The 23006-nt window shown below is 53.4% G+C and carries 23 protein-coding genes and 1 tRNA gene (1 of these 24 cut by a window edge); 14 read left to right on the forward strand and 10 right to left on the reverse strand.

The window, feature by feature from the left end; all coding sequences use genetic code 11:
• Nucleotides 1-32: 32 nt before the first annotated feature.
• The 5 genes from FCN51_RS19585 (at nucleotide 33) to FCN51_RS19605 (ending at nucleotide 5318) form a co-directional block, all read left to right on the forward strand.
• The gene (locus tag FCN51_RS19585; protein ID WP_160256649.1) at nucleotides 33-728 is read left to right on the forward strand and encodes a histidine phosphatase family protein; all 696 of its coding nucleotides are present in this window, start codon (nucleotides 33-35) and stop codon (nucleotides 726-728) included.
• Nucleotides 729-853: 125 nt separating this feature from the next.
• Entirely contained in the window at nucleotides 854-2311 is a 1458-nt protein-coding gene (gene tldD, locus FCN51_RS19590; protein ID WP_160256650.1) for a metalloprotease TldD, read from the forward strand.
• 119 nt (nucleotides 2312-2430) lie between these two features.
• A complete protein-coding gene (gene tyrS / locus FCN51_RS19595; protein WP_160256651.1) occupies nucleotides 2431-3699 on the forward strand; it encodes a tyrosine--tRNA ligase in 1269 nt (422 codons plus the stop codon).
• 21 nt (nucleotides 3700-3720) lie between these two features.
• Nucleotides 3721-4101 carry a hypothetical protein gene (locus tag FCN51_RS19600; RefSeq protein WP_160256652.1) on the forward strand — a complete coding sequence of 127 codons (381 nt, stop codon included), beginning with the start codon at nucleotides 3721-3723 and terminating at the stop codon, nucleotides 4099-4101.
• A 125-nt stretch (nucleotides 4102-4226) separates the two neighbouring features.
• Nucleotides 4227-5318 (forward strand): glycosyltransferase family 4 protein, encoded by a 1092-nt coding sequence (locus tag FCN51_RS19605; protein WP_201762550.1) that lies wholly within the window; start codon nucleotides 4227-4229, stop codon nucleotides 5316-5318.
• A gap of 109 nt (nucleotides 5319-5427) precedes the next feature.
• On the opposite strand, the gene FCN51_RS19610 is transcribed toward FCN51_RS19605, so the two are convergent.
• The 8 genes from FCN51_RS19610 to FCN51_RS19645 form a co-directional block, all read right to left on the reverse strand.
• Nucleotides 5428-5502, reverse strand: a tRNA-Thr gene (locus tag FCN51_RS19610).
• Between the two features lie 71 nt (nucleotides 5503-5573).
• The gene (gene dksA, locus FCN51_RS19615; protein ID WP_003626519.1) at nucleotides 5574-5987 is read right to left on the reverse strand and encodes an RNA polymerase-binding protein DksA; all 414 of its coding nucleotides are present in this window, start codon (nucleotides 5985-5987) and stop codon (nucleotides 5574-5576) included.
• 215 nt (nucleotides 5988-6202) lie between these two features.
• Nucleotides 6203-7477 (reverse strand): O-antigen ligase family protein, encoded by a 1275-nt coding sequence (locus tag FCN51_RS19620; protein WP_160256654.1) that lies wholly within the window; start codon nucleotides 7475-7477, stop codon nucleotides 6203-6205.
• Between the two features lie 61 nt (nucleotides 7478-7538).
• A complete protein-coding gene (gene ssb / locus FCN51_RS19625) occupies nucleotides 7539-8099 on the reverse strand; it encodes a single-stranded DNA-binding protein (protein WP_003626515.1) in 561 nt (186 codons plus the stop codon).
• Between the two features lie 79 nt (nucleotides 8100-8178).
• On the reverse strand, nucleotides 8179-8763 hold the full coding sequence (gene rsmD, locus FCN51_RS19630; RefSeq protein ID WP_160256655.1) for a 16S rRNA (guanine(966)-N(2))-methyltransferase RsmD: 585 nt from the start codon (nucleotides 8761-8763) through the stop codon (nucleotides 8179-8181).
• Nucleotides 8763-9539: a pseudouridine synthase gene (locus FCN51_RS19635; protein ID WP_160256656.1), complete on the reverse strand. Its 777-nt coding sequence runs from the start codon at nucleotides 9537-9539 to the stop codon at nucleotides 8763-8765. The genes rsmD and FCN51_RS19635 overlap by 1 nt, the downstream gene beginning before the upstream one ends.
• Nucleotides 9536-10267, reverse strand: coding sequence for a gamma-glutamyl-gamma-aminobutyrate hydrolase family protein (locus FCN51_RS19640; protein ID WP_160256657.1), 732 nt, complete (start codon nucleotides 10265-10267; stop codon nucleotides 9536-9538). The genes FCN51_RS19635 and FCN51_RS19640 overlap by 4 nt, the downstream gene beginning before the upstream one ends.
• Before the next feature lie 125 nt (nucleotides 10268-10392).
• Entirely contained in the window at nucleotides 10393-10545 is a 153-nt protein-coding gene (locus FCN51_RS19645; protein ID WP_003626506.1) for a hypothetical protein, read from the reverse strand.
• A 220-nt stretch (nucleotides 10546-10765) separates the two neighbouring features.
• Here FCN51_RS19645 and FCN51_RS19650 point away from each other — a divergent pair, with 220 nt between their 5' ends.
• A complete protein-coding gene (locus tag FCN51_RS19650) occupies nucleotides 10766-11221 on the forward strand; it encodes a nucleoside deaminase (RefSeq protein ID WP_160256658.1) in 456 nt (151 codons plus the stop codon).
• 174 nt (nucleotides 11222-11395) lie between these two features.
• Nucleotides 11396-12964 carry a Do family serine endopeptidase gene (locus FCN51_RS19655; RefSeq protein WP_124296222.1) on the forward strand — a complete coding sequence of 523 codons (1569 nt, stop codon included), beginning with the start codon at nucleotides 11396-11398 and terminating at the stop codon, nucleotides 12962-12964.
• A gap of 66 nt (nucleotides 12965-13030) precedes the next feature.
• On the opposite strand, the gene FCN51_RS19660 is transcribed toward FCN51_RS19655, so the two are convergent.
• Nucleotides 13031-13843: a Crp/Fnr family transcriptional regulator gene (locus FCN51_RS19660; RefSeq protein ID WP_124296221.1), complete on the reverse strand. Its 813-nt coding sequence runs from the start codon at nucleotides 13841-13843 to the stop codon at nucleotides 13031-13033.
• A 277-nt stretch (nucleotides 13844-14120) separates the two neighbouring features.
• On the opposite strand from FCN51_RS19660, the gene FCN51_RS19665 reads away from it, so the two are divergent.
• The 6 genes from FCN51_RS19665 (at nucleotide 14121) to FCN51_RS19690 (ending at nucleotide 20654) form a co-directional block, all read left to right on the forward strand.
• Nucleotides 14121-14954 (forward strand): OmpW/AlkL family protein, encoded by an 834-nt coding sequence (locus FCN51_RS19665; RefSeq protein ID WP_014457569.1) that lies wholly within the window; start codon nucleotides 14121-14123, stop codon nucleotides 14952-14954.
• Nucleotides 14955-14962: 8 nt separating this feature from the next.
• Nucleotides 14963-16348: an oxygen-independent coproporphyrinogen III oxidase gene (gene hemN, locus FCN51_RS19670; protein ID WP_160256659.1), complete on the forward strand. Its 1386-nt coding sequence runs from the start codon at nucleotides 14963-14965 to the stop codon at nucleotides 16346-16348.
• A gap of 136 nt (nucleotides 16349-16484) precedes the next feature.
• Nucleotides 16485-17162, forward strand: coding sequence for a 2OG-Fe(II) oxygenase (locus FCN51_RS19675; protein ID WP_014457568.1), 678 nt, complete (start codon nucleotides 16485-16487; stop codon nucleotides 17160-17162).
• Between the two features lie 112 nt (nucleotides 17163-17274).
• Nucleotides 17275-18912, forward strand: coding sequence for an electron transfer flavoprotein-ubiquinone oxidoreductase (locus tag FCN51_RS19680; RefSeq protein ID WP_160256660.1), 1638 nt, complete (start codon nucleotides 17275-17277; stop codon nucleotides 18910-18912).
• A 63-nt stretch (nucleotides 18913-18975) separates the two neighbouring features.
• Nucleotides 18976-19725 carry an electron transfer flavoprotein subunit beta/FixA family protein gene (locus tag FCN51_RS19685; RefSeq protein WP_003626483.1) on the forward strand — a complete coding sequence of 250 codons (750 nt, stop codon included), beginning with the start codon at nucleotides 18976-18978 and terminating at the stop codon, nucleotides 19723-19725.
• 2 nt (nucleotides 19726-19727) lie between these two features.
• Nucleotides 19728-20654 (forward strand): FAD-binding protein, encoded by a 927-nt coding sequence (locus tag FCN51_RS19690; RefSeq protein ID WP_003626481.1) that lies wholly within the window; start codon nucleotides 19728-19730, stop codon nucleotides 20652-20654.
• 78 nt (nucleotides 20655-20732) lie between these two features.
• Here the strand turns inward: FCN51_RS19690 and FCN51_RS19695 are convergent, their stop codons facing one another.
• Nucleotides 20733-21374: a TetR/AcrR family transcriptional regulator gene (locus tag FCN51_RS19695; RefSeq protein WP_003626479.1), complete on the reverse strand. Its 642-nt coding sequence runs from the start codon at nucleotides 21372-21374 to the stop codon at nucleotides 20733-20735.
• 83 nt (nucleotides 21375-21457) lie between these two features.
• Here FCN51_RS19695 and FCN51_RS19700 point away from each other — a divergent pair, with 83 nt between their 5' ends.
• Nucleotides 21458-23006, forward strand: the 5' portion of a protein-coding gene (locus FCN51_RS19700) for an efflux transporter outer membrane subunit (protein ID WP_160257166.1). Its footprint extends 41 nt past the window's final position; 1549 of the gene's 1590 nt are visible here — the first part of the coding sequence; it begins with the start codon at nucleotides 21458-21460; its stop codon lies off the right edge, out of view.

Consider the following 23006-nt stretch of genomic DNA (forward strand, 5'->3'; position numbering starts at 1 on the left):
GTCGTCGGTTAGCTCGCCGCACAACACACTCTATGAATGAAATAAGAGACCTTCCCAAAGTTTTACCCTCATCTCAGGATCATTTTCTGGATGGCCCCAAATTGGCGCCGGGTATTACGCGCTTCTGGCTGATCCGCCACGCATTGGTGGAAGAAAATGCTCGTATGTGCATGTACGGCGCAATGGATGTGCCTTTGTGCCCGGATAGCCTTATTGCGCAACGTCCAATGTATCGGGCACTGGCAGAACGATTGCCCAAGCCTGCGCATTGGCTTGTAAGCCCGTTATCTCGCACACAACGCACAGCACAGGCCGTGCAGGAAGCGGGGTATGGCCCTGCCAAGCTGACAGTGGAGCCAGATCTGATCGAGCAGAATCTGGGCTCATGGCAGGGGCTACCTTATGAGGAACTGCCCCAGTATCTTAATCTTGCACCGCATCCGTTCTGGGCTGTGGGGACAACGGAATGCCCGCCCGAAGGCGAAAGCATGATTGATGTTTGCGCTCGTGTGGGCCGCTTGCTGGATAGGCTAGCAGACCAATATGCACAGCAAGATATTATAGCAGTAACACATGGTGGCGTGGTGCGTGCGGCTTTGGCCCATGCCTTGCGGATTCATGCGGAAACAGCACTTCATTTTTCCGTGCAGAATCTGGCGCTGACCATTCTGGAACGTTTGGACGTGGGTTGGCGCGTTGTAACGGTTAATGAATTGCCCGGCGTATAAGCCGGGCCCAGCCAAATTTACTACGCAAAAGCCCACCATGCCGGGTTTACGTGGCGGTTTAACTTCCTATGTTTTGTGTATGAGCCATTACGGTATGGCCATTTCTTCCTGAAGGGTTGTCGTGCATGTCTTCTTCCTCTCAGCATCCGGGTGCTCTCGCCGTTACGGACCAGCTGTTTTTTCATCGTCCAGATGCGCAACTGCATAAAGATGATGCGGAAAAGCTGACAAAAACGGCATTGGCCGGAATGGAGGATGGTGAGCTTTTTCTGGAATACAGAGAAAGCGAAGGCATTGCTCTGGATGATGGTGTTATCCGTTCGGCATCCTTTAATACCAGCAGTGGGTTTGGCCTGCGTGCTGTATTGGGGGAAGAAACGGGTTTTGCGCATTCGGATGAACTCAGCCGTTCTTCCTTGCTACGCGCCGTAGATGCCGTAAGTGCTGTGCGTGCAGGGCGCTCTGGCCAGATGGCCGCACCACCACGCGCCACCAACCAGCGGCTTTACACAGATGCCAATCCACTGGGTGATAGTGATTTTGCAACGCGCTCTGGCCTGCTTTCAAAAATAGATGCCTATGCACGTGGCAAAGATAGCCGCGTGGTGCAGGTTATGGCCTCCCTTTCGGGGGAATGGCAGGCGGTGCAGATCATGCGGGCCGATGGCACGCGGGCGGCAGATTTGCGCCCACTGGTGCGGCTGAATGTATCTGTTGTGGTGGAACATGATGGCAAGCGTGAAAGCGGTAGTTACGGGCTGGGTGGCCGGTATGAGATCAACCGTCTGCTGAATGAAGAAACATGGCAGGGCGCTGTGGATGAAGCTTTGCGGCAGGCGTTGGTTGCGCTGGAAGCCCAGCCTGCGCCAGCCGGTGCCATGGAAGTTGTGCTGGGCGCTGGTTGGCCCGGCATCTTGCTGCATGAAGCCGTTGGTCACGGGCTGGAGGGTGATTTCAACCGCAAAGGCACCTCTGTATTTGCCGGGCGTATTGGCAAGCGTGTGGCGTCTCCCGGCGTTACGGTGGTGGATGATGGGTCTCTGCCCGATCGGCGTGGGAGCCTGACCATTGATGACGAAGGCACACCCACGGGACGCACCGTGTTGATTGAAGATGGTATTTTGCAGGGATATCTGCAGGATAGGCTGAATGCTCGCCTTATGGGTATGGCGCCTACAGGCAATGGTCGCCGCCAGTCTTACGCACATATGCCCTTGCCGCGCATGACCAACACAATCATGCAGCCGGGGTCTTCTACCACAGAGGAAATGATTTCTTCTGTAAAGCGCGGCCTGTATGCGGTGCACTTTGGTGGTGGGCAGGTGGATATTACCTCGGGTAAGTTCGTGTTTGCGGCATCCGAAGCCTATCTGATCGAAAATGGCCGCGTAACGGCCCCCGTAAAAGGTGCAACCCTGATTGGAAGCGGGGCAGAGGCCATGACGCAGGTTTCCATGATTGGTGGTAATCTGGAACTAGACCCCGGTATTGGCACTTGCGGTAAAGCAGGGCAGGGCGTGCCGGTTGGGGTGGGGCAGCCTGCCCTTAAAATGACCGGACTGACCGTGGGCGGTACAGCTTAAGGCTTTTTTCTGCCAAATGCTGTTGGGCTGAGTGTTTCTGTTCTTTGCTCTCTCATGTTAGAGCGTCTGTCTGCTGGTTCTGCCCTGCAGACAGGGGCCGGAGAGAAGGGACAGGATAAATGGTCGAGAACGGGTTTAAGAGTTCTTTCATGCGGGAGGCCGCTGCACGCGGCTTTATTTTCCAGTGCACGGATGCCGATGCGCTGGATGCTCTGATGGCAGAAAAATCCGTGGCGGCCTATATTGGGTTTGATCCTACGGCAGATAGCCTGCACGTAGGCAGCCTTATCCAGATTATGATGTTGCGGTTGTTGCAAAAACACGGCCACCGGCCCATAGCGCTGGTGGGTGGTGGCACAGCCCGTATTGGTGATCCATCCTTCCGGGAAGAAGCCCGGCGGTTGATGACGGAAGATATCATTCAGACCAATCTGGCGGGTATTGAAGGCTGCCTACGCCAGTTCCTCACCTTTGGGGCTGGTGCATCTGAAGCCGCCCTTGTGAATAACGCAGATTGGCTGGACAAGCTGGCCTATATTGACCTGCTGCGTGATGTGGGCGTGCATTTTTCCATCAATCGCATGCTGGCGTTTGATTCCGTGAAAAATCGCCTAGAACGTGAGCAGGGGCTGACGTTTCTGGAATTCAACTATTCCATTCTCCAATCCTATGATTTCCGTGAACTAAACCGCCGTATGAATGTGGTGTTGCAGCTTGGTGGGTCAGACCAATGGGGCAACATTATTTCTGGCGTGGAGCTGGTGCGCCGCACGGATCAGAAAAGCGTTATGGGGCTTACAACACCTCTGCTCACAACATCATCTGGTGCCAAAATGGGCAAGACAGCCAATGGTGCTGTGTGGCTTTCTGAAAAACGCTTGCCGGTGTTTGATTACTGGCAGTTCTGGCGCAACACGGAAGATGCAGATGTTGGCCGTTTTCTGCGGCTGTTTACTGAACTTCCGCTGGAAGAATGTGCGCGTCTGGAAGCTTTACAGGGCGCGGAAATTAACGAAGCCAAAAAAGTGCTGGCAACAGAGGCCACAGCTCTGTGCCATGGGCGCAACGCAGCGCTGGCTGCGGCAGAAGCCGCCCGCCAGACGTTTGAAGAAGGCCGCGTAGCTGCGGCAGATCTGCCTGTGCATGAAGTGGCAGAGGCTGATATGGCTGCTGGTATTCCGGTTTTTCGCCTGTTTGCAGAAGCAGGACTGGTTAAAACAAATGGAGAAGCTCGGCGTTTGGTACGTGGTGGCGGGGCACGCCTTAATAATGATGTGATACAGGACGAAAATAAGCTGATCACACAGCAGGATATGGTTGATGGCGCCATTAAACTTTCTGCTGGCAAAAAACACCATGTTCTGGTGAAGGTTGGGGTTTCAGCCTGATAGACCGATAAGGAGGCTACCGTGAAAAAACTGGCGTTAAAACTGTCCGCTCTCGGGTTGCTGTGCAGCTTGAGCGCATGCGGTGGCCCCTATTATGGTGATGGTGGCCTGTATTATCCTTACGGATATTCAGGATACGGCCCCGTATATGATGATTACTATGGCTATGGCGTTTGGGGCGGCGGTGGCCGAGGCCCGCGCCCACGGCCTGGTGTTGGCCCTGGGGGGCGTCCCGGTGGTCATGGTGGCCCCGGTGGCTTTAGCCCCGGTCCACGCCCCGGCGGCGGAAGTGGTGGTCGTCCGCCTGGTGGTGGTCCTGGTGGCGGTGGTCATCCCGGAGGCGGTCCGGGAGGTCATGGAGGCCCTGGCGGTGGCGGCCCCGGTGGCGGTGGTCACCGATAATCTTGCCAAGGCGGCATTTTTCAAAGTTTGAAGGATGCTGCCTTTTTACCGGAAACGGTTTTTTGCTTACCTGATCAGTTCTGAACAGATGGGTTTTATTGTTTCTCTGCGCAGGGGCTGATGGCGTGCTGTACCCTAAAAAAATTGCATATGTTATTAACTCGCTAGAAGGCGGTGGCACGGGCGCCATGGTGCCCTCCATTACCGGTTTTTTTCGGGCGCGTGGGTGTGATGTTGGCGTATTTGTGCTGACCCCGCGGGATAGACGCGCAGAGCCTGCACTGCTGGCGGCAGGGTTGGACATACACATTAGAGAAGGTGGAGAAAGTGATCACCTTCAGGCCTATTTATGGCTGCGCCGTAAGCTGGCAGCGTGGCAGCCTACCCAGATTTGGACATCCTTAACCCGTTCTACTCTTATCGGGCAGCAGGTTGGGCGTGGTTTGAGGGTGCCGGTTATCAGTTGGCAGCACAACGCGTTTCTGAAGCCGGGGAATATCCGCCTTTTACGGGCCGCCAAATCTTTTTCAAAACTGTGGGTGTGTGATTCGGAGTGCGTGGCAGAGATTACGCGTGAACGTCTTAACCTTCCTGCAAATAAAGTTATGTCTTGGCCAGTTTTTCAGGCTTTGCCAGATATTCAGCCAGCAGAGCCTTGGAAGCCGGGAGAAGTGATTCGCGCAGGTTCACTTGGGCGGCTGCATATTGCCAAGGGATACGATATTTTATGCACAGCTCTTAAACGCCTTCAGGCCTACACATCCTTGCCAGCGTTTGAAGTGACGGTAGCAGGTGAGGGGCAAGAACGCGCCCACCTTGAGCAGATGGTAAAAGAATTAAAGCTGACGAATATTCGTTTTTCAGGTTTTGCGTCTTCATCTCAGGATTTTTTGCATACCCAGCATCTTTATCTTCAGCCATCTCGGCGGGAAGGATTCTGCATTGCTATGCATGAGGCCATGCAGGCAGGCTTACCTGTAATTGGTAGTGATGTGGGGGAGATGGATCGGTCTATTGTGGAAAACGTAACCGGTTGGAAAGTGCAACCCGAAGACCCAGTTATGCTGGCAGATACATTGGCAGCAGTTCTTGCCCAGCCAGAAAGGCTTTCTGGAGTTGGCCAGAATGCCAGACAATTTGTGTTGGAAAAGTTCAGCAAGGAAAAGTTTTTTGAAAATGGCGATGCCATCTTTCGGCATCTAGCAAGGCAGATTTAAAATGCCTCAAAGGCAGCAGGCAGAATCGACCACGTAAAGGGGCAAACATAGCGCTGCTTTGCACAACGCGGCCCGAAAAAGCGATTCTTGCAAAATGTAATGGAAAGACTGGTGCTGCTGGACAGGATTGAACTGTCGACCTCTCCCTTACCAAGGGAGTGCTCTACCACTGAGCTACAGCAGCATAGTCTGCGGGCGTTCTAGCTGTTCGCGCGGAACGCCGCAAGACCAGATGCGGTAAAAAAGACGAAAAAATTAATCGTCCCGGTGGGTTTTTTCCATGCGCTCGTGTTGTTCCTGCGCTTCAATGGAAAGTGTGGCAATCGGGCGTGCTTCCAGCCGTTTCAGGCCAATGGGCTCACCCGTTTCTTCACAGTAACCATATGTGCCGTTTTCAACCCGCTGCAACGCAAGGTTGATCTTGCCAATCAGCTTGCGGGCACGGTCTCGCGTGCGCAGTTCCAGTGCACGGTCTGTTTCTACGCTGGCACGGTCAGTAATGTCAGCTTCATGAATGCCGCCTTCGGAAAGGCTGGCAAGCGTATCTCCTGCTTCTTTAAGAAGGTCGGCGCGCCATTTAAGCAATTTCTGCCGGAAGTACTCCGTCTGAAGGGGATTCATGAACTCTTCATCTTCAGAGGGGCGATAATCTGGCGGTAAGGTAATCATGTCTGTCGTCAGCCTTTGCAATGACAGGCAGCCTGCCTTGAAAGAATGACGCGGCTTATAGCGGCATCCCGCTCACCCGCCAACAATTTTATGGGGCAAAAACGCAGAAAAGAGACAAAGGATAAAGTAAGAGTAAGAAAAGACTACATTTAAAATGAGTAATGAAAAAATATTTTAAGAAAGTTCCCTGCTGTATAAACACTTTCTTAACACAATTATGCACGTTTTTGTGAGTTGGATGCTGCGATAAGCCACCCAACGAACATAAAAATCCATCCCGCTGTGGGGAAAGAAAAAACAGCACTGGTGGAAGTAATGGGCCACAACAGAATGCAACAGGCCACAAATAGCATGGCCTGTTGTGGGTGATGCTCTACATCTAGTGCCTTCCACCCAGTGCGCAACCATTGAAAAGCCAGACCTAGAAATACCATAAGGCCCGGTAAACCGGCTGTTGTGGCAATTTGCAGGTAATAGTTGTGGGGATGAATATTACAGCCCCGATCCGTATCATTTGTAAGGGTTTCTATGCCTAGGAAAGAGAGGGCATGGGTTTGAATAGGAACGTGGCAGAAATTCCTAAAGGCATCCATGCCCAGCCCCATCCAGGGATGTTGGGCAACCATCGTGATAGCGGAGCGGAAGAGCTTGCCGTAATCGCTTTGTGCGAAATGATGCAGTTGGTCTGAAAATTTCAGAACAAGTTTGGCGTAAACGGGCGGAGAGATCACAGGCAGGCTGGCAATCAACCCACCCGCACAAGCAAGAATGAGGCCAAAGGGCAGGCGAAAACGGGGGAAAATAAACGCTGTAAGAGACAGGCCAAAAAAGAGCAGCACGCAGCTCATGCGTTGGCCAATCAGCACCATGGTTGTGACGCCTAACAGCAGGAGTGCACAGCCAAGCCCCCAAGATTTCAGCTTGTTGTGGCGTAACAGGCGCAAAACGCTCGGCATGATGCCGGGAAAGAACAACATCAGCAGCGTAAAGCCTGCACGCGGCTTGGTGAATGGGCCTGTGAGGCTGCCATCACCCCAGCGCGGCATACCCATCAGATTCGTGCCTGTCAGATACTGTTGCCAGCATTGGCTTATCAACCACAAGGCCGCCAGTAAGCAGATTCGCTCCAGCCACAAGCGCCGTTCCTCAGTGGCAAGAAGCCAGCATTGCAGCGCCGCACAAAACAGGAAAAGCCGGGGCAGGCATAGCGCTTGCACCCATGCCCCCGTAATACCAACATGCACAGAGGAAAGCAGGCATAGCCCACAAAATAGTGCAGCAAGTTTAAGCCAAGGCTGTTTAACCCATTGCCAGTGCCTCAACAGGCAACAGCGCAGAAGAAACAACCCGCCAATAACAGAAGCAAAGGTGTCTGAAAGAGCGCGGCTATAGAATAGAAAAAATGGAAAGATGCTTAGACACACCAAGCCTGCTGCTGTCAGATATCCAGCCAGTTTGACACGGAGTGGGGAGGAAACAGCAGGAGGCATGTCTGGAATGGATAAGGCTGGCCACCCGATATTGCAGCCAGCCTCCAATCAGTTTGAGTGATTAGAACGGAATTTCGTCATCAAGATCTCCGTTGCCGCCAGATGCATCCCAGCCGCCGGAGTTATTGCCACCGCTGCGCTGTGCTGGTTGCTGGCGTGGTGCGGATGATGGGGCGCCATAACCACCGCCGCCACCACTGTTATAGCCGCCGTAGCTGCTGCCGCTTCCGCCACCAAAGCCGCCGCCTTCACCTTCGCCTTCGCTACTATTGCGGCTATCCAGCAGCACCAGTTCACCACGGAAACGGTCGATAATCACTTCCGTCGTGTAGCGTTCCTGCCCACCCTGATCTGTCCATTTTCTGGTCTGCAGGGAGCCTTCCAGATAAACCTTGCGGCCTTTGCGCAAGAAGCGTTCGGCCACATCTGCCAGACGTTCGTTGAAAATAACCACGCGATGCCATTCTGTGCGTTCACGTCGTTCACCAGATGCGCGGTCATTCCATGTGTCGCTGGTGGCCAGAGAGAAGGAAACAATCTTTGCACCGCTCTGGCTGGAACGCACTTCGGGGTCCTTGCCCAGATTGCCGACCAGAATAACCTTGTTAACGCTGCCAGCCATAAATGCCGTTACCTTCTATTTGCGTAAAATCCGTTTTCGTTCTGCCTATGTAGCGCACCAGCAAGAACGTGTAAAAAGCTTAAAGTCGCCAGATGGAGAATCGGGCTGCACCATGTTGGCGTTCTGCCAGAAAAGCAGGTGTGTTTGCTGGTTCTAGTGCTTCTTCCGTGTTGGAAAAAGGCAATGCTTCTTCACGCCCGGTTTCAATAACCGCAATGGCATTTGGAGCAATCCAGCCTTTTCTTTGCAGGGCTTTAAGTGCGCGTTCAGGCAGATTCTGATGATATGGCGGGTCCAGAAACACCAACCCAGCCGGGGAAGTGCCAGCGGGTGGTGATGTCACATCCCGCGCAATTACGGTGCAGCTCTTTTCCCATTTGCAGGCCTGAATGTTGGCCCGGAGCGCGGCTAGGGCAGGGCGGTTCGTTTCGAAGAAAGTTGCATGCTTTGCCCCGCGAGAAAGAGCTTCCAGCCCTAGTGCGCCGGTACCAGCAAAAGCGTCCAGCACATGCGCTTCAGAAATAAGCGCATGTCCACCCCACGGTGCATGTAGCAGCATATCAAACAAGGCTTGTCGCACCCGGTCTGCCGTGGGGCGTGTGGCCTGTCCCGCTGGGGCTGTTAGCAACCGCCCCTTGCGGCTGCCAGCAATAATCCGAACCATTAGTCTGCCTGTTTTGCGGGTGCACGCCGGACTGGGGGAGCCTTTTCTGTTGCCTTGGGCAACTGATCACGCAACACGCGGGGAGAAACTTCTTCCAGTTCGCGGCGCTGCAGGGTACCAAGCTGGAAAGGCCCGTAGCTGGTGCGTATCAGGCGGCTGACATGCAGGTTCATGCCCGCCATCACTTTACGAATTTCACGGTTTTTCCCTTCCTTGAGGGAAACTGTCAGCCACGCATTGTCACCTTTGCGCGAATCCAGAACCGCATGAATGGGACCGTAACGCACACCATCAAACACGCTGCCCTGAGCCAGACTTGCCAAACGTTCTTCATCCACTACGCCAAATACGCGCACACGGTAGCGGCGTAGCCAGCCGTTGGAGGGGAGTTCCAGCCTACGGGCCAGTTCACCATCATTGGTGAGCAGCAGTAGCCCTTCACTGTTCAGATCAAGCCGCCCAACGCTGATAACGCGTGGCATGCCTTCTGGCAGGGAAGCAAAAACCGTTGGCCGGCCTTCCGGGTCTTTATGCGTTGTCACCAAGCCATCTGGCTTATGGTAGCGCCACAAGCGTGTGCGCTCCGGGGCAGAAACGGGTTCCCCATCAACCTGCACAATATCGCCATTTGTTACAAAGGTGGCAGGGTGTGTTACCGGTTGGCCATTCAGGCGAATACGGTTTTCCTCTATCATGCGCTCCGCATCACGGCGGCTGGCAACGCCACTGCGGGCCAGCCATTTTGCTATGCGTTCCCCTCGGGTTTCCTGCGTCACGCTGAATCTCCTGCTGCCTGTATGAAGGCTTTGAAAAGTGCTTTGTCTGCGGGGTCTATGCCAAATTCCGGGTGCCATTGCACCCCAAGGCAGAAAGAATGTGTGGGATCTTCAATCCCTTCAATAATACCATCTTCTGCCACGGCGTTAATAATGCCACGCCCGGGTGTTTTGACAGCCTGATGATGCGAGGAATTAACGCCAATACGTGCAGGGCTGCCCATGCTACGTGCCAATAAGGTATCGGGCGATATTGTCACACTATGGCTGGCCTCATTCCGTGGGTTTGGCTGCTCATGCGGAAGAGCAGTCGGGCATTCTTCCGGAATATGCTGGATCAGGCTGCCACCCAGCGCCACAGCTATAAGCTGCATGCCACCGCATATCCCTAAAACCGGCATATCACGTTGTAGGGCTTCAGCCAGATAAGCTGCTTCTGCCTGCGTGCGGCGAGGGCGCAAGTTTATGGTGGGGTGAACATGTGTTTCCCCATACAAAGTGGGGTCAATGTCAAATGCGCCACCCGTTATAATCAACCCGTCCAACAAGTGCATGTAATCGGCACAAAGCTGCGGAAATAAAGGGAGCGCAATAGGTAAGCCGCCCGCAGTGGAAACGGCAGACATATAATTTTCCCGCATGGCATACCATTTGAAGCGGGAATAACGGCCTTCGCCGCCATCTTCCAAATCAAGCGTAATACCAATAACGGGGCGTTTTTCCATCATATGCCACTATCCTGAAAGAACGGGGGAGGGAGAGAGGTAAAGACCGTTCTTTCAGGGCGTATGTAGCAAAGAATGAGCGCGGGAAACAAAAACCCCGTGCAGCCAATCCGTTTCCAGCCTGTTTGTTAGCGGGACAGAAAGGAAGGAATACTGATAGGGAGTGTTTTGGTAGCGGTAGGGGGCGGCGCCAAGGTGGCTGGTTCGTAATTGACACCATCTGCGATGGCGAGACCAAATCCAATGGCCGCAGCAGCCAGAATGAAAGACAGGCTATGCATGTTTCTGACCCTCCTCGCTCGGGTTTGGTATGATTGCAAAAAAGCAATCCCACAAGGCATCCTCACGCTCTGTTACAGAACGGATTAAGGCTCCTTTAAGGCAGGATGACAAAAAAGCATGCATGATTGCAAGAAGAATCTGGATATTTTGTAGCATATAAAAGCGAAAAAAACCTGAACGTTTCGGATTGTAGAAAGTAACATTTCGTGAGCACGCAGCATGATTAAACAGAACGGCATGGCACTGGCGTTACAGCAGGCCCAGCTTGCTGCTGAAAATGGAGAAGTGCCCGTAGGGGCCGTGCTGCTGGATAGCAACGGAAATGTGCTGGCGCAGGCAGGTAACCGGGTAGAAGAGCTGCACGATCCATCAGCCCATGCTGAAATGTTGGTCATGCGTGAAGCCGTGCTGCAGCGGCAGGGCCAAAAGCTGGCGGATTGCACTTTATTTGTCTCACTTGAACCATGCCCGATGTGTGCGGCGGCTATGGCACATTTTCGGCTGGGGAGGGTGGTGTTTGGCGCGTATGACCCCAAAGGCGGCGGTGTGGAGCATGGTGCGCGTTTGCCTTATCGGCCTGAAACCCTGCATCGTATGGAAGTTATAGGCGGGGTAAGGGAACAGGAAGCTGCTGAAATGCTGAAAGCTTTTTTCCAGAAATTGCGCTGCCGATAACATCTTGTGAAATTATAAAGATAAGCTTTTTTTTCTTGGTTAAGAAACCATGTTAGCGTTGTAGGCGTAAGGCACTGTAAACTCTGGGCAATCTGTGGTGGCTGCCGGAGCTGGGTGTTTGGACCGTCCGGGAATTGTCCTGTCGGGATAAAACAAGGAACAGTCGAAGTCGTGATGTCGGGAAAATCTGTGACAAAAGTTTGGGCGCGGAACAGACGCCGTAATTGGATGTCAGCCCTTCTGGCAAGCTGTGTATTGGTAACGGCCGCCGCTCCATGGTGCAGCACGCCAGCACGTGCAGAAGCTGATAGTGTTATTAAGCCAAACACCCCCACTTCTCAGCGTATTCCAGATTTTGTCAGTCTGGTTAAGCAGGTTAAGCCGGCTGTGGTGTCTATTACATCCATGATCCGGGCAGATGCCGTGGAAGGTGATAACGGTGGTATGGGCGGAATGCCCTTTCCGTTCCCGTTCCCTTTCCAGATGATGCCCCAGCCATCACACCAGACGATTGAGGCCAGAGGCTCCGGCTTCCTGATTTCAGCCGATGGCTATGTGGTTACCAACAATCATGTGGTGAAAGGTGCCACCAAGGTTACGGTGACACTGGATGACGGCACAACGCTGCCCGCCAAGGTGGTGGGGCGTGATGGCAAAACCGATCTGGCACTGCTGAAAGTCACAACATCTGAAAAACTGCCCTTTATTGAATTGGGCGAATCGGATGATGTGCAGCCCGGTGAATGGGTCATTGCCGTTGGCAATCCGTATGGTCTGGGTGGCACTGTTACCGCAGGTATTGTTTCTGCCCGTGGCCGAGACATTAACGAAGGCCCTTACGACAACTTCATTCAGGTTGATGCTCCCATTAACCGCGGGAACTCCGGTGGCCCACTGTTTACGCAGGATGGTAAAGTTGTTGGGGTCAATACCGCCATCCTTTCTCCCTCTGGCGGGGGTTCCATTGGCATTGGGTTTGCCATTCCATCGGATACCGTGCGCAATGTGGTCGAGCAGCTTCGTAAAACCGGCCATGTGGTGCGGGGGTACCTGGGTGTAAACGCACAGGTTATTTCTCCGGTTATGGCGCGTGCGCTTGGCTTGCCAGCCCCCGCCACGCCGGGAGCACCCCCGATTGGGGCGCTGGTGGCAAGCGTAAGCCCCGGTAGCCCGGCTGAAAAAGTCGGCCTGAAATCGGAAGATGTGATTACCGATTTCAACGGGCAGAAGGTCAGCAACCCACATGATCTGGCAGTGCGTGTGGCGTCTATGGCTCCGGGTAAGCAGGCGACCATTGGTTATCTGCGTGGCGGGAAGGCCCAGACAGCTACTGTAACCATCGGAGACCTGAAAACCGCTTCCAGTGATGGCAGTAGCAGCAGCAATTCTGATGTTGCACGTGGCCAGCGGCTTGGTATTGCCTTGGCTCCTCTTTCTCGCGATGTGCGCCAGCAGTTGGGGCTTTCGGCAGATGTGCGTGGCGTTGTTGTGAGTGATGTTGACCCTGGTTCCCCAGCCGATCAGGCAGGGATTCGGCCAGGAGACGTTATTCAGGCGATTGGTAGCCAGGCTGTAGATTCCCCACGTGCGGCAGTTGCCAGCGTGAAGGCAGCACTAGCTGCCAAAAAACCTGTGCTGTTGCGCGTTATGCGGGATAATCAGTCCCTGTTTATCGCGATTTCTCCAGATGGCGGCAATAACGCCCCGACACCTGATGATGGTGGTGATGACGACGATAACTAAAGGTTAAAGTTATCCGAATCGTTGGAAAGGCTGGTTCAGAAATGGGCCAGCCTTTTCTTTTACGGCTTAAATGGATTTAAGGCCGTAAGCGATATCTTGCAGATTGGGCAGGGAAAGGATGCGGATACAGTGATTCTCTGTGCCGGAGATAATTTTATCGCGGCGGAGGGCGCTGATGGTGCGGCTTACAGTTTCAATTGTCAGCCCAAGATAGTCTGCAATATCCACACGCGTCATGGGCACAGAAGCTGTCGTTTCTGCATCAGGGTCGTGCGGATGTGTGCGATGATATTGCTTGATCCGGTCTAGCAGAAAGCTGGCAACTTTTTCTTTTGCTGTTTTGCGTCCCAAAAGCAGCATCTGCTCCTGCGCATCAGCCAGCTCGTGCGTGACAGCGGAGAGAAGGTGACGGGCGAATCCGGGGTATTCTGCCAATAAATTTTCTATCTGCGTATGCGTGCAACGGCACAATAATACAGTGCTTACAGTTTCAGCCCCAAAGGAATAAGTGCGTGAATTGCTTAGGCCAACAAACTGCCCAGCATCGGCAAACCCGGTAATCTGGCGGCGTCCATCTGGCAGAGATTTAAACAGTTTAACTGTGCCATTAATCACGTTGAAAAAAGCGGATGCCGGGGTGCCTTCCTCAATAACCGCTGTGCCCGGTGGCAGGGAAATCTGGCGTGTAGCCTGTGCCAAAACCGCCACATCATGATCTTCTATGCTGCTGCAAAGATTGTACTCACGCACCTTGCACATCAAGCATCGCGCGGAGTCAGGATCAGCGCGCCCAGTACGTTTGCCAGCGGGATGAAGTGCCTGAGCGGAAGGAGAAGGTGGCATGGGAGCAGAATCCGGGAAAACCGGTACCTTCAGCATTATGGCGCGCGTGCTGGACCGGAAAGAAAAGAGATATGTTGCGTAAATATTATGTCATTGTTGATATAAATCAATAATGCGCGGTTGTCTGGGGTGGATTGGTTACAATTTACCTTAGCCATAGGCCTTAAAATGCGCTGTGGTTAAAATGACACAGTATTGTCGCATATGAGGCCGAGATGACTGGGATTTGATCTAAATCAAGGCTGGAAGAACGAGCGCATGATTTTTCCCGCTTCAGATATCGTTCTCTAGCGCAGTGGAAAGACACACAGGCATGGTCAAGTTCCGTTCCCTATTTACGGCAGTGGTGGCTGGTGTTGCCGCTCTGGCCGGCACCGCCAAGGCTCAGACAGCAGCCCCTAACGCTGCATATGTGAATGCACCTGTCATGCAGCGTATTCCCGATGCACCAAAGCCGGGTGCAGGGCATTGCGGCCTGTTTGAAACCTGCGCCAGCACCAAGATCGGTCTGGGCCGTGGTGACTTCATGATCCGCCTGTCCGGTGTCGGCGTTCTGCCGCAGGACCGTGACAGCAAAGCTTGGCTGACAGCTCCGGGCCTTGGTCTGAACCATCTGCCACTGAACAACACACATCTTTCCACCACCAATCAGGCCATGCCGGAACTGACGGTGGAATACTTCATCACAGACAACCTGTCTGTTGACCTGATCGCCACCAGCACCCGTCATGAAGTGGCTGCTCTGGGTAGCGATGTGCCTGCACTGGGCGGTCCTCGCAAACTGGATGTTGGTAGCGCATGGGTTCTGCCGCCTACGCTGACATTTGCTTGGCATTTCCGTCCGCATAAGCGCTTCAACCCGTATGTGGGTGTGGGTGCAACGGCTATGTGGTTCCACAACATGAATGGTAACCGTGGTTCCGCTCTGGGTCTGACCAAGCTGAACGCAGGCTTTACCGGTGGTCCTTCTGTGAATGTTGGTTTCGATTATCAGATCGTCGGCAACTGGTTCTTCAACGCAGATGTCAAGCAGATGTTCGTGCGCATGCATGCTTGGGTTGAAAACCCAGCAGAAAGCCTGAAGGTGAAAGCACACGAATCTCTGGATCCGACAGTGGTTTCCGCTGGTATTGCTTACCGGTTCTAAGAGATATTATGGGCGCGGCATCCGTATCTGATCTGATTTCCCGCTACGGCGGGAATCTGCCGCGCTATACAAGTTACCCGACCGCAGCCAGCTTTACGGAAGCGGTCGGTTCCCAACAGGTTGCAGGCTGGCTTAAAGCTTTACCTGAGAATGAACCTGTCTCCCTCTATTTTCATGTTCCTTTTTGCGATGAACTCTGCCGGTTTTGCGGATGCAATACATCCGTTATGCGGCATGAGGATGGGCGCCTGGCTTATGGTGACCTCTTGCGTGAGGAAATGCGCCGTATTGTGGCCCTTGTGGGGGAGCAACGCACAGTAAGGCATGTGCAGTTTGGTGGCGGCACGCCTACCACTTTGCCTCCGCATTCTTTGCGTCAGATCATGCGTTCTATCCGGACATTCTTTCAGGTTGATCCGCAGGCTGAATTGGCCATGGAACTTGATCCACGGCATGTGCCGCAGGATTATCCTGCTTTATTGGGCGATCTGGGTTTTACTCGTATCAGCCTTGGCGTGCAGGATATGGAACCCCAAGTGCAGGAAGCATGTGGGCGCCATCAATCCTTTGAGCAGACACAAGCGAGCATTCAGGCCGCGCGCGATGCTGGCGTATCTGGCGTTAATATCGATCTGATTTACGGCCTGCCTTACCAGACGGTTGAAAGCGTGGGCGCAACTGCACTTAAAATTGCATCGTTGCGGCCAGACCGGTTGGCGGTATTTGGATATGCCCATGTGCCGTGGAAGCAAAAACGGCAGCGTTTGATCCCAGAAGCCTCCTTGCCAAAGTCTGAGGAAAGATTGGCGCAGCGGGCGGAAATAGACAGAGTTTTGCAGGCGCAGGGGTATCGACCCATAGGGTTGGACCATTATGCTTTACCAGAAGATGGTTTGGCTCAATCTGCGCAAGCAGGCACGCTGCATCGTAATTTCCAAGGTTATACAACAGATCCCTGTCCTGTTTTGTTAGGCATGGGGGCTTCTGCTATTTCCATGCTGCCTGCTGGGTTTACCCAGAACATTACAAGCGTGGCAGCTTATGCACGGGCAATGGCTGAAAATTCCGATTCCCTCCCTGTAGCGCGTGGTGTTGCTTTTACGGAAGATGACAAACTGCGTGGGGCCATTATCGAACGCATTATGTGCGATATGGCGGTTGATCTTGCCGTTGTAGGGCAGGGGTGTGATTTTTCTGAAGAGATTGCACAACTTCATCCACTTGAGCAGGATGGGTTGGTAAAGATTGATGGCCAGAAACTCAGTGTTACGGTGTTTGGGCGGCCTTTTGTAAGGCATGTCGCGGCCGTGTTTGATACACGGCGGCGTGCTTTACAGCAGCAGGCCCAAGGTGCTGGGCAAGCTGCCACTCCACAGTTTTCTGCTGCCCTTTAAGTAGAACCAAGCCTTGATTGTGCCAGTATTTTGGCGCAAGGAAGGAAGGCTCTCCAAGAAAGGGAGCTATGCAAGACAGCTATAGCGCTGTCTTTTACTCAGCCGATATTCTGTGACAGATGAAGGATCGGACGCCATGAGTCCTGATGCCACTGCTCCCGATCAGAGCGTGACGTTCTCTCTGCCAAATCTGTTGGCGCAAACGCCAGTGGCTTCTGACCCTTTTCCGCATTGGATGTTGGAAAACGTGCTGGAACCAGATGCCTGTGCGGCCCTATTGGAATGGGATCCGGGTGAGTCGGCTATTGCAGGAGACGTGGGCGGTCGGCGTGAGACGCGGAACAAGTCTCGCGTGTTTGTTGATCCTGCCGTTCGGCAAAAGGATGAACGCCTCAACCGTATGGCGCATTTGCTGGATAGTGATGCCATGCGGCTGGCTTTTGAACGTATCTGCAATGTGCAGCTGGATACAGCAGCGCTGCGGCTGGAGTTGTGTCTGGATTCGGATGGTTTTTGGCTGGAACCACATACGGATATCGGCGCTAAAAAACTGACACTGTTGATCTCTCTTTCAACTGGGGAAGGGGCCGATGAACTGGGGACTGATCTGATGACCCCAGATGGCCAATCAGTTGTGCGGGCATCAGGTGCATTTAATTCGGCGGTGCTTTTTATTCCGTCGGACAAGACATGGCACGGCTTTGTAAAGCGGCCCATTAAAGGCACACGCCGCACATTGATTGTTAATTTTGTTGATCAGAACTGGCGTGCAGTGCACGAACTGGCGTTTGGGCCGCGTTCTGTTCAACACTGATTTTTCTGACATGGCTGTTTCTGGCAGAACGGGCCTGCGTGCCCGTTTTTGCAATTCTGCGCCAAATCGGGTTTAGGGAAGCAGCATATCTTTAAACGGGGATGAAACGGGAATGAGCGAGCCTGTGCGGGAATCGATGGAATTTGATGTCGTTATTGTTGGGGGTGGCCCGGCTGGGCTGGCCGCTGCAATTCGGCTACGCCAGCTTTCTCCAGATCTGAGCGTTTGCCTGATTGAAAAAGGCAGCGAGATCGGAGCGCATATTGTTTCTGGGGCCGTTATTGAACCCCGCGCACTGGCAGAGCTTATTCCTGATTGGAAAGAACGTGGTGCACCGCTGGACACACCGGTGACATCAGAAGATATGCTGTATCTTACCGAAACCGGCAGCTTGCGTGTTCCACTGCTGGATAAGGTTATGCCGCATATGGCAAACCACGGGAACTATATTGTCAGCCTTGGGGAAGTCTGCCGTTGGCTGGCGACGCAGGCAGAAGAACTCGGGGTGGAAATCTATCCGGGTTTTGCGGGTGCTGATGTCATTATCGAGCGTAACCGCGTGGTTGGCGTTGTAACGGGTGATATGGGTGTGACCAAGGAAGGTACACCCGGCCCCAATTATCAGCCCGGTATGGAACTGCGTGCCCGTTACACCCTGTTTGCAGAAGGGTGCCGTGGCTCCCTGACCAAGCAGGTGATGGCGCATTACGATCTACGTAAAGATGTGGACCCGCAGACATACGGCCTTGGTATCAAGGAAGTATGGGAAATCCCGGCAGAAAAACATCGCCCCGGCTTGGTGCAGCACAGCTTTGGCTGGCCGCTGGATGACAGCACCTATGGCGGCGCATGGTTGTACCACTTTGGTGAAAATCTGGTGTCCTACGGCTTTGTGGTGGGGCTGGATTACGCCAATACGTGGCTTTCTCCGTTTGAAGAAATGCAGCGCATCAAGCTGCATCCGGCCTTCCGTCAGCATCTGGAAGGTGGGCGCCGCATTTCTTACGGTGCGCGCGCTCTTTCCGAAGGTGGTTTGCAGGCCATTCCGCGTCTCACCTTCCCCGGTGGTGCATTGATTGGGGATTCTGCTGGCTTCCTGAACGTGCCTAAAATCAAAGGCACTCATACAGCCATGAAGTCCGGCATGCTGGCGGCAGAATCTGTTGTGGAAGCCATGAAAACCGACCGTGTTGAACCCGGTGCCTTTACAGAAAAGGTGCGGCGTTCATGGTTGTGGCCGGAACTGCGGTCTGCCCGTAATATTCGTCCGGCTTTTGCGCATTTTGGTGCCAAGGGTGGCGCTGTATATGCAGCTATTGATGCCATGTTGCTTCGTGGCCGTGCGCCGTGGACACTGCACTTCAAGCATGAAGATAGCGATACCCTTAAGCCTGCCTTCCTGTCTGAAAAGCCGTTTTACCCCAAGCCGGATGGCAAGCTGACATTTGATCGTCTTTCTTCGGTCTTCCTGTCCGCTACCAATCATGAGGAAGATCAGCCGGTGCATCTGCGCCTGCGTAATCCCAGCCTGTGGAAGCCGGTGAACTGGGATGTTTTCCGTGCCCCAGAAAGCCGTTATTGCCCTGCCGGTGTGTATGAAGTGGCAGACGAAGCCACAAACCCACACTTGCAGATTAACGCGCAGAACTGCGTGCACTGCAAAACGTGTGACATTAAAGACCCCGCCCAGAATATAGACTGGACCACGCCAGAAGGTGGTGGTGGCCCTAATTATCCGGCCGGTATGTGAATTTGGAGTAAAGTACGGTAAGGCTGCGTCCGAACCATCCTGCGTCTGCAAGCGAAAGAAGTCATGAAGATACTTGTACCTGTAAAGCGGGTTGTTGATTACAACATCAAACCGCGTGTGAAGGCAGATGGCAGTGGTGTTGATACCACTGGCGTCAAGATGTCCATGAACCCGTTTGATGAAATCGCGGTGGAAGAAGCTGTGCGCCTGCGCGAAAAAGGTGCGGCTTCCGAAGTTGTTGTGGTTTCTGTTGGTGTTCAGAAAGCGCAGGATACACTGCGCACAGCCATGGCTATGGGCGCGGACCGCGCTATTCTGGTTCTGTCAGAAGAAAGCCCCGAACCGCTGGCCGTAGCCAAAGTGCTGCGCAAGCTGGTGGAAAAGGAAGAACCGGGTCTGGTTATTCTGGGCAAGCAGGCCATTGATGATGACATGAACGCCACAGGCCAGATGCTTGCTGGTCTGCTTGGTTGGGGGCAGGGCACGTTTGCCAGCAAGGTAGAAATTGCTGATGGCCATGCACGTGTCAGCCGTGAAATTGATGGTGGCACGGAAGAAGTTTCCCTCACACTGCCCGCTATTATCACGGCCGATCTGCGCCTGAACGAACCACGCTATGCTTCTTTGCCAAATATCATGAAGGCCAAGAAGAAGCCGCTGGAAACCATTGAAGCCGCTGAACTGGGTGTGGACATGAAGCCGCGCCTGAGCGTTGTTTCCGTTGCTGAGCCGCCGGAACGCAAGGCTGGCATAAAGGTTGGTTCCGTTGGGGAACTGGTAGAAAAACTGCGTAACGAAGCAAAGGTGATCTGATCATGACCGCTCTTGTTCTTCTGGATCATGAAGAAGGCCAGATCAGAAAGGCCGCTCTGTCTGCTGTAACGGCAGCTGCCCAGTTGGGTGATGTGCATGTGCTGGTGGCGGGTGATGCCTCCATCGCACAGGCTGCGGCTGCGGTGCCCGGCGTTGCCAAAGTGCTGCATGCAGCAGATGCACGCTATGCACACGAACTGGCAGAACCTTTGGCTGCTCTTATTGTTTCTCTGGCAGGCCAGTACGATCATATCGTTGCTGCTGCAGGTGCTACGGGCAAGAATGTGCTGCCACGTGCAGCTGCTCTGTTGGATGTGCAGCCGATTCCAGATGTTATCCGCATTGTGGATGCAGAAACATTTGTGCGTCCCATTTATGCGGGCAATGCACTGGCCACTGTTAAGTCCTCAGATGCCAAAAAGGTGCTGACGGTACGTAACGCTGCTTTTGATGCTGCGGCATCAACGGGTGGCAATGCTCCGATTGAAGCTGTGGATGCAGTGGATGCGCCAGCGGTTTCCAAGTTTGAAACTGTTCAGCTGTCTGATTCCGAACGTCCGGACCTGGAAACAGCCCGCGTGGTTGTATCCGGTGGTCGTGGGATGCAGAGCGAAGAAAAATTCCATACTCTGGACCCGCTGGCTGATGCCTTGGGTGCAGCTATTGGTGCCTCTCGCGCTGCTGTGGATTCCGGTTTTGTGCCGAACGAATATCAGGTTGGGCAGACAGGTAAGATTGTTGCGCCTGAACTTTACATGGCCTTCGGCATTTCTGGCGCTATCCAGCATCTTGCCGGTATGAAAGACAGCCGCGTGATTGTGGCAATCAACAAAGACCCAGAAGCTCCCATTTTCCAGGTTGCAGACTATGGAATGGAAGCAGATCTGTTTGAAGTTGTGCCGCAGTTGGTTGAAGAGCTGAAGAAATAACCCTTCACTTTTAAACTATTTGCTTAAGCAACCCCGCATACAGCCATGTGTGCGGGGTTTGTTTTTTTGAGTGGCTATTTATGCACCGTAAGTGGCCAGAAACATCTTTACAGATGCATGAATAACTTTTTCTTCGTCTTCAGCCATATTGTCATACGGCATGTTAAAGCGCTTTCTATGTGCGATCCGTGTCTGACAAAGTGAGAAAAACTGCTCTGCGGCAAAAACAGGGTCATCTGTTTTTAGTGTGCCACGCTGAGTTTGCTCGCGAATCCAGTTAGACAGGGTTTCAATGGCAATCCGCGGGCCGTGAGACCAAAAGATGGTTGCCAGCTGAGGAAAATGCGGCGCCTCAGAAACAATCATTCTGTAAAGCATCAAGCTTTCTGGTTGGGTAATCAATTGCACCATAGCGCGTGCTACGGCTGTAAGTGTTTCCTTGGGGGATGCCTCTTTTTGCACTGGCGCAAGAGCTGGGGGCAGTTTTTCCCGGCAGCATTTTTCTACAAAAGCCCCAAATAGATCCGCTTTATTGGTGAAATAATTATATAATGTGCCCTTAGAAACCCCTGCTTCCCGCGCAATGGCAGACATACTGGCGCCTTCGTAACCGTGTTCAGCAAACACGTTGTAGGCTCCTTTTAAAATCTGCTCTCGCTTTGCTTCAGATTCCCCTGTGCAGGTAGAAGTGAGGGAGGAAACGGAGGAAGATTCGGACATCAGGATTTCAGACTTTAAAGATCAGGCGATTGACGCACAGAGGAAAGAAGGTAGGTTACCATGCTGACCGAACTGGTCGGTCAGTGCAAGGGCTGGTATTTTCTATCAGGCATATAATTTTCGGTGAGGGTGAACGGGTGGCAAAACGGAATGCACAGCGCATAGGCGCGTTGGCGCTGGTTTTCATGCTGGCGGGGTGCATGGTGGGGCCAGATTATAAAAAGCCGGATACATGGTCTCCCTCTCAGTGGCAGCGTGCGGCAGATAAAGATACATCACAGTTGCTGAGTGTCCCCACAACGCAGGCACCCGATCCGCAATGGTGGGCCATTTTTAATGATCCCGAACTGACTTCGCTTGAAAAACGTCTGGCAGATCAGAACCTTGATGTACAGCAAGCCACTGAACAATTTGCAGTTAGCCGTGGCCAATTGTTGTTGGCTGGGGCAGAGCGGTTTCCAGATCTTGCTGCTTCGGGGTCATATCGTCGGGCGCAGTATAGCAGTAAGCAGTTGCAACGCATTGTAGAGCGTATTGGTGAAAATGCGGCCGGAACAGGAATGGGGGAAATGCTTTCTGCCCAGTCCTCATCCATTTCCATTCCTTTGCTGAACCAATGGCAGGATGGACTGCAGGCTAGTTGGGAGATTGATCTCTGGGGCCGTGTGCGCAGGCAGTACGAAGCTGCCAAGGCGTATATGAAAGCTACCATGGAAGAGCGCCGGGGCATTCTGATTGCTCGGCAAGCAGAGCTGGCATCAGACTACATGACGCTGCGTAACCTGCAGGAACAGTTGCGTATCACGAAAGAGAATCGTGATGCGGCGTCAGAAATCCTACAGTTGAGTTCATCACGCTATAAAAGCGGCTTGGTGAGCGAACTGGATGTAGATAGCGCCCGGTCAGAAGTGGAGCGGACAAGCGCGCTTATCCCTCAGTTTGAACAACGCATTGCTATGCAGATCAATGCTATCAACCTGCTGATGGGCGCTCCTCCCGGTGGATTGAATACGGAGTTGGAGAAAACGGCGAGTATTCCGCTAGTACCGCCGCAGGTGCCGGTTGGCTTGCCATCAGAATTGGCAGAGCGTCGCCCTGATATCCGTGAGGCTGGGGAGGAACTGCATGCCGCCACTGCAGAGGTGGGGCAGGCTGAAGCTGATTTCTACCCAAAGGTTACTATTGATGCGGGCTTTGGTTTCCAGTCCTTCTCTTTCCGAGATATGGGGTTCTGGAGCTCCCGTATGTGGAATGTCGGGCCTGCCATTACGCTTCCCATTTTCCAGGGTGGACGTCTGACAGGCCAACTGCATATGAAGAAGGCTTCCCAGAAAGCGGCGGCCCTGCGGTATCGTAAAACGGTTCTGAATGCCTGGAAGGAAGTGGATAACGCACTTACAGCCTATCAGGCGGAGCAAAAGCGCAATCAGAATATTCGCAATCAGGTTGCGGCAGACGCACGTTCGCTAGAATTGGCGCAGAGCCAATATAAGCATGGGCTCCAAAGTTATCTGCAGGTTCTGGATACACAGCGTCGGCTTTTGCAGTCTCAGACGCAGTTAGCAGATAGCACAGCAACCATGTCGGGTAACTTGGTGCAGCTTTATAATGCTCTTGGGGGAGGATGGGAGG

Origin of the sequence: Acetobacter pasteurianus (assembly GCF_009914215.2) — a bacterium.
Taxonomy (GTDB): Bacteria; Pseudomonadota; Alphaproteobacteria; order Acetobacterales; family Acetobacteraceae; genus Acetobacter; species Acetobacter pasteurianus.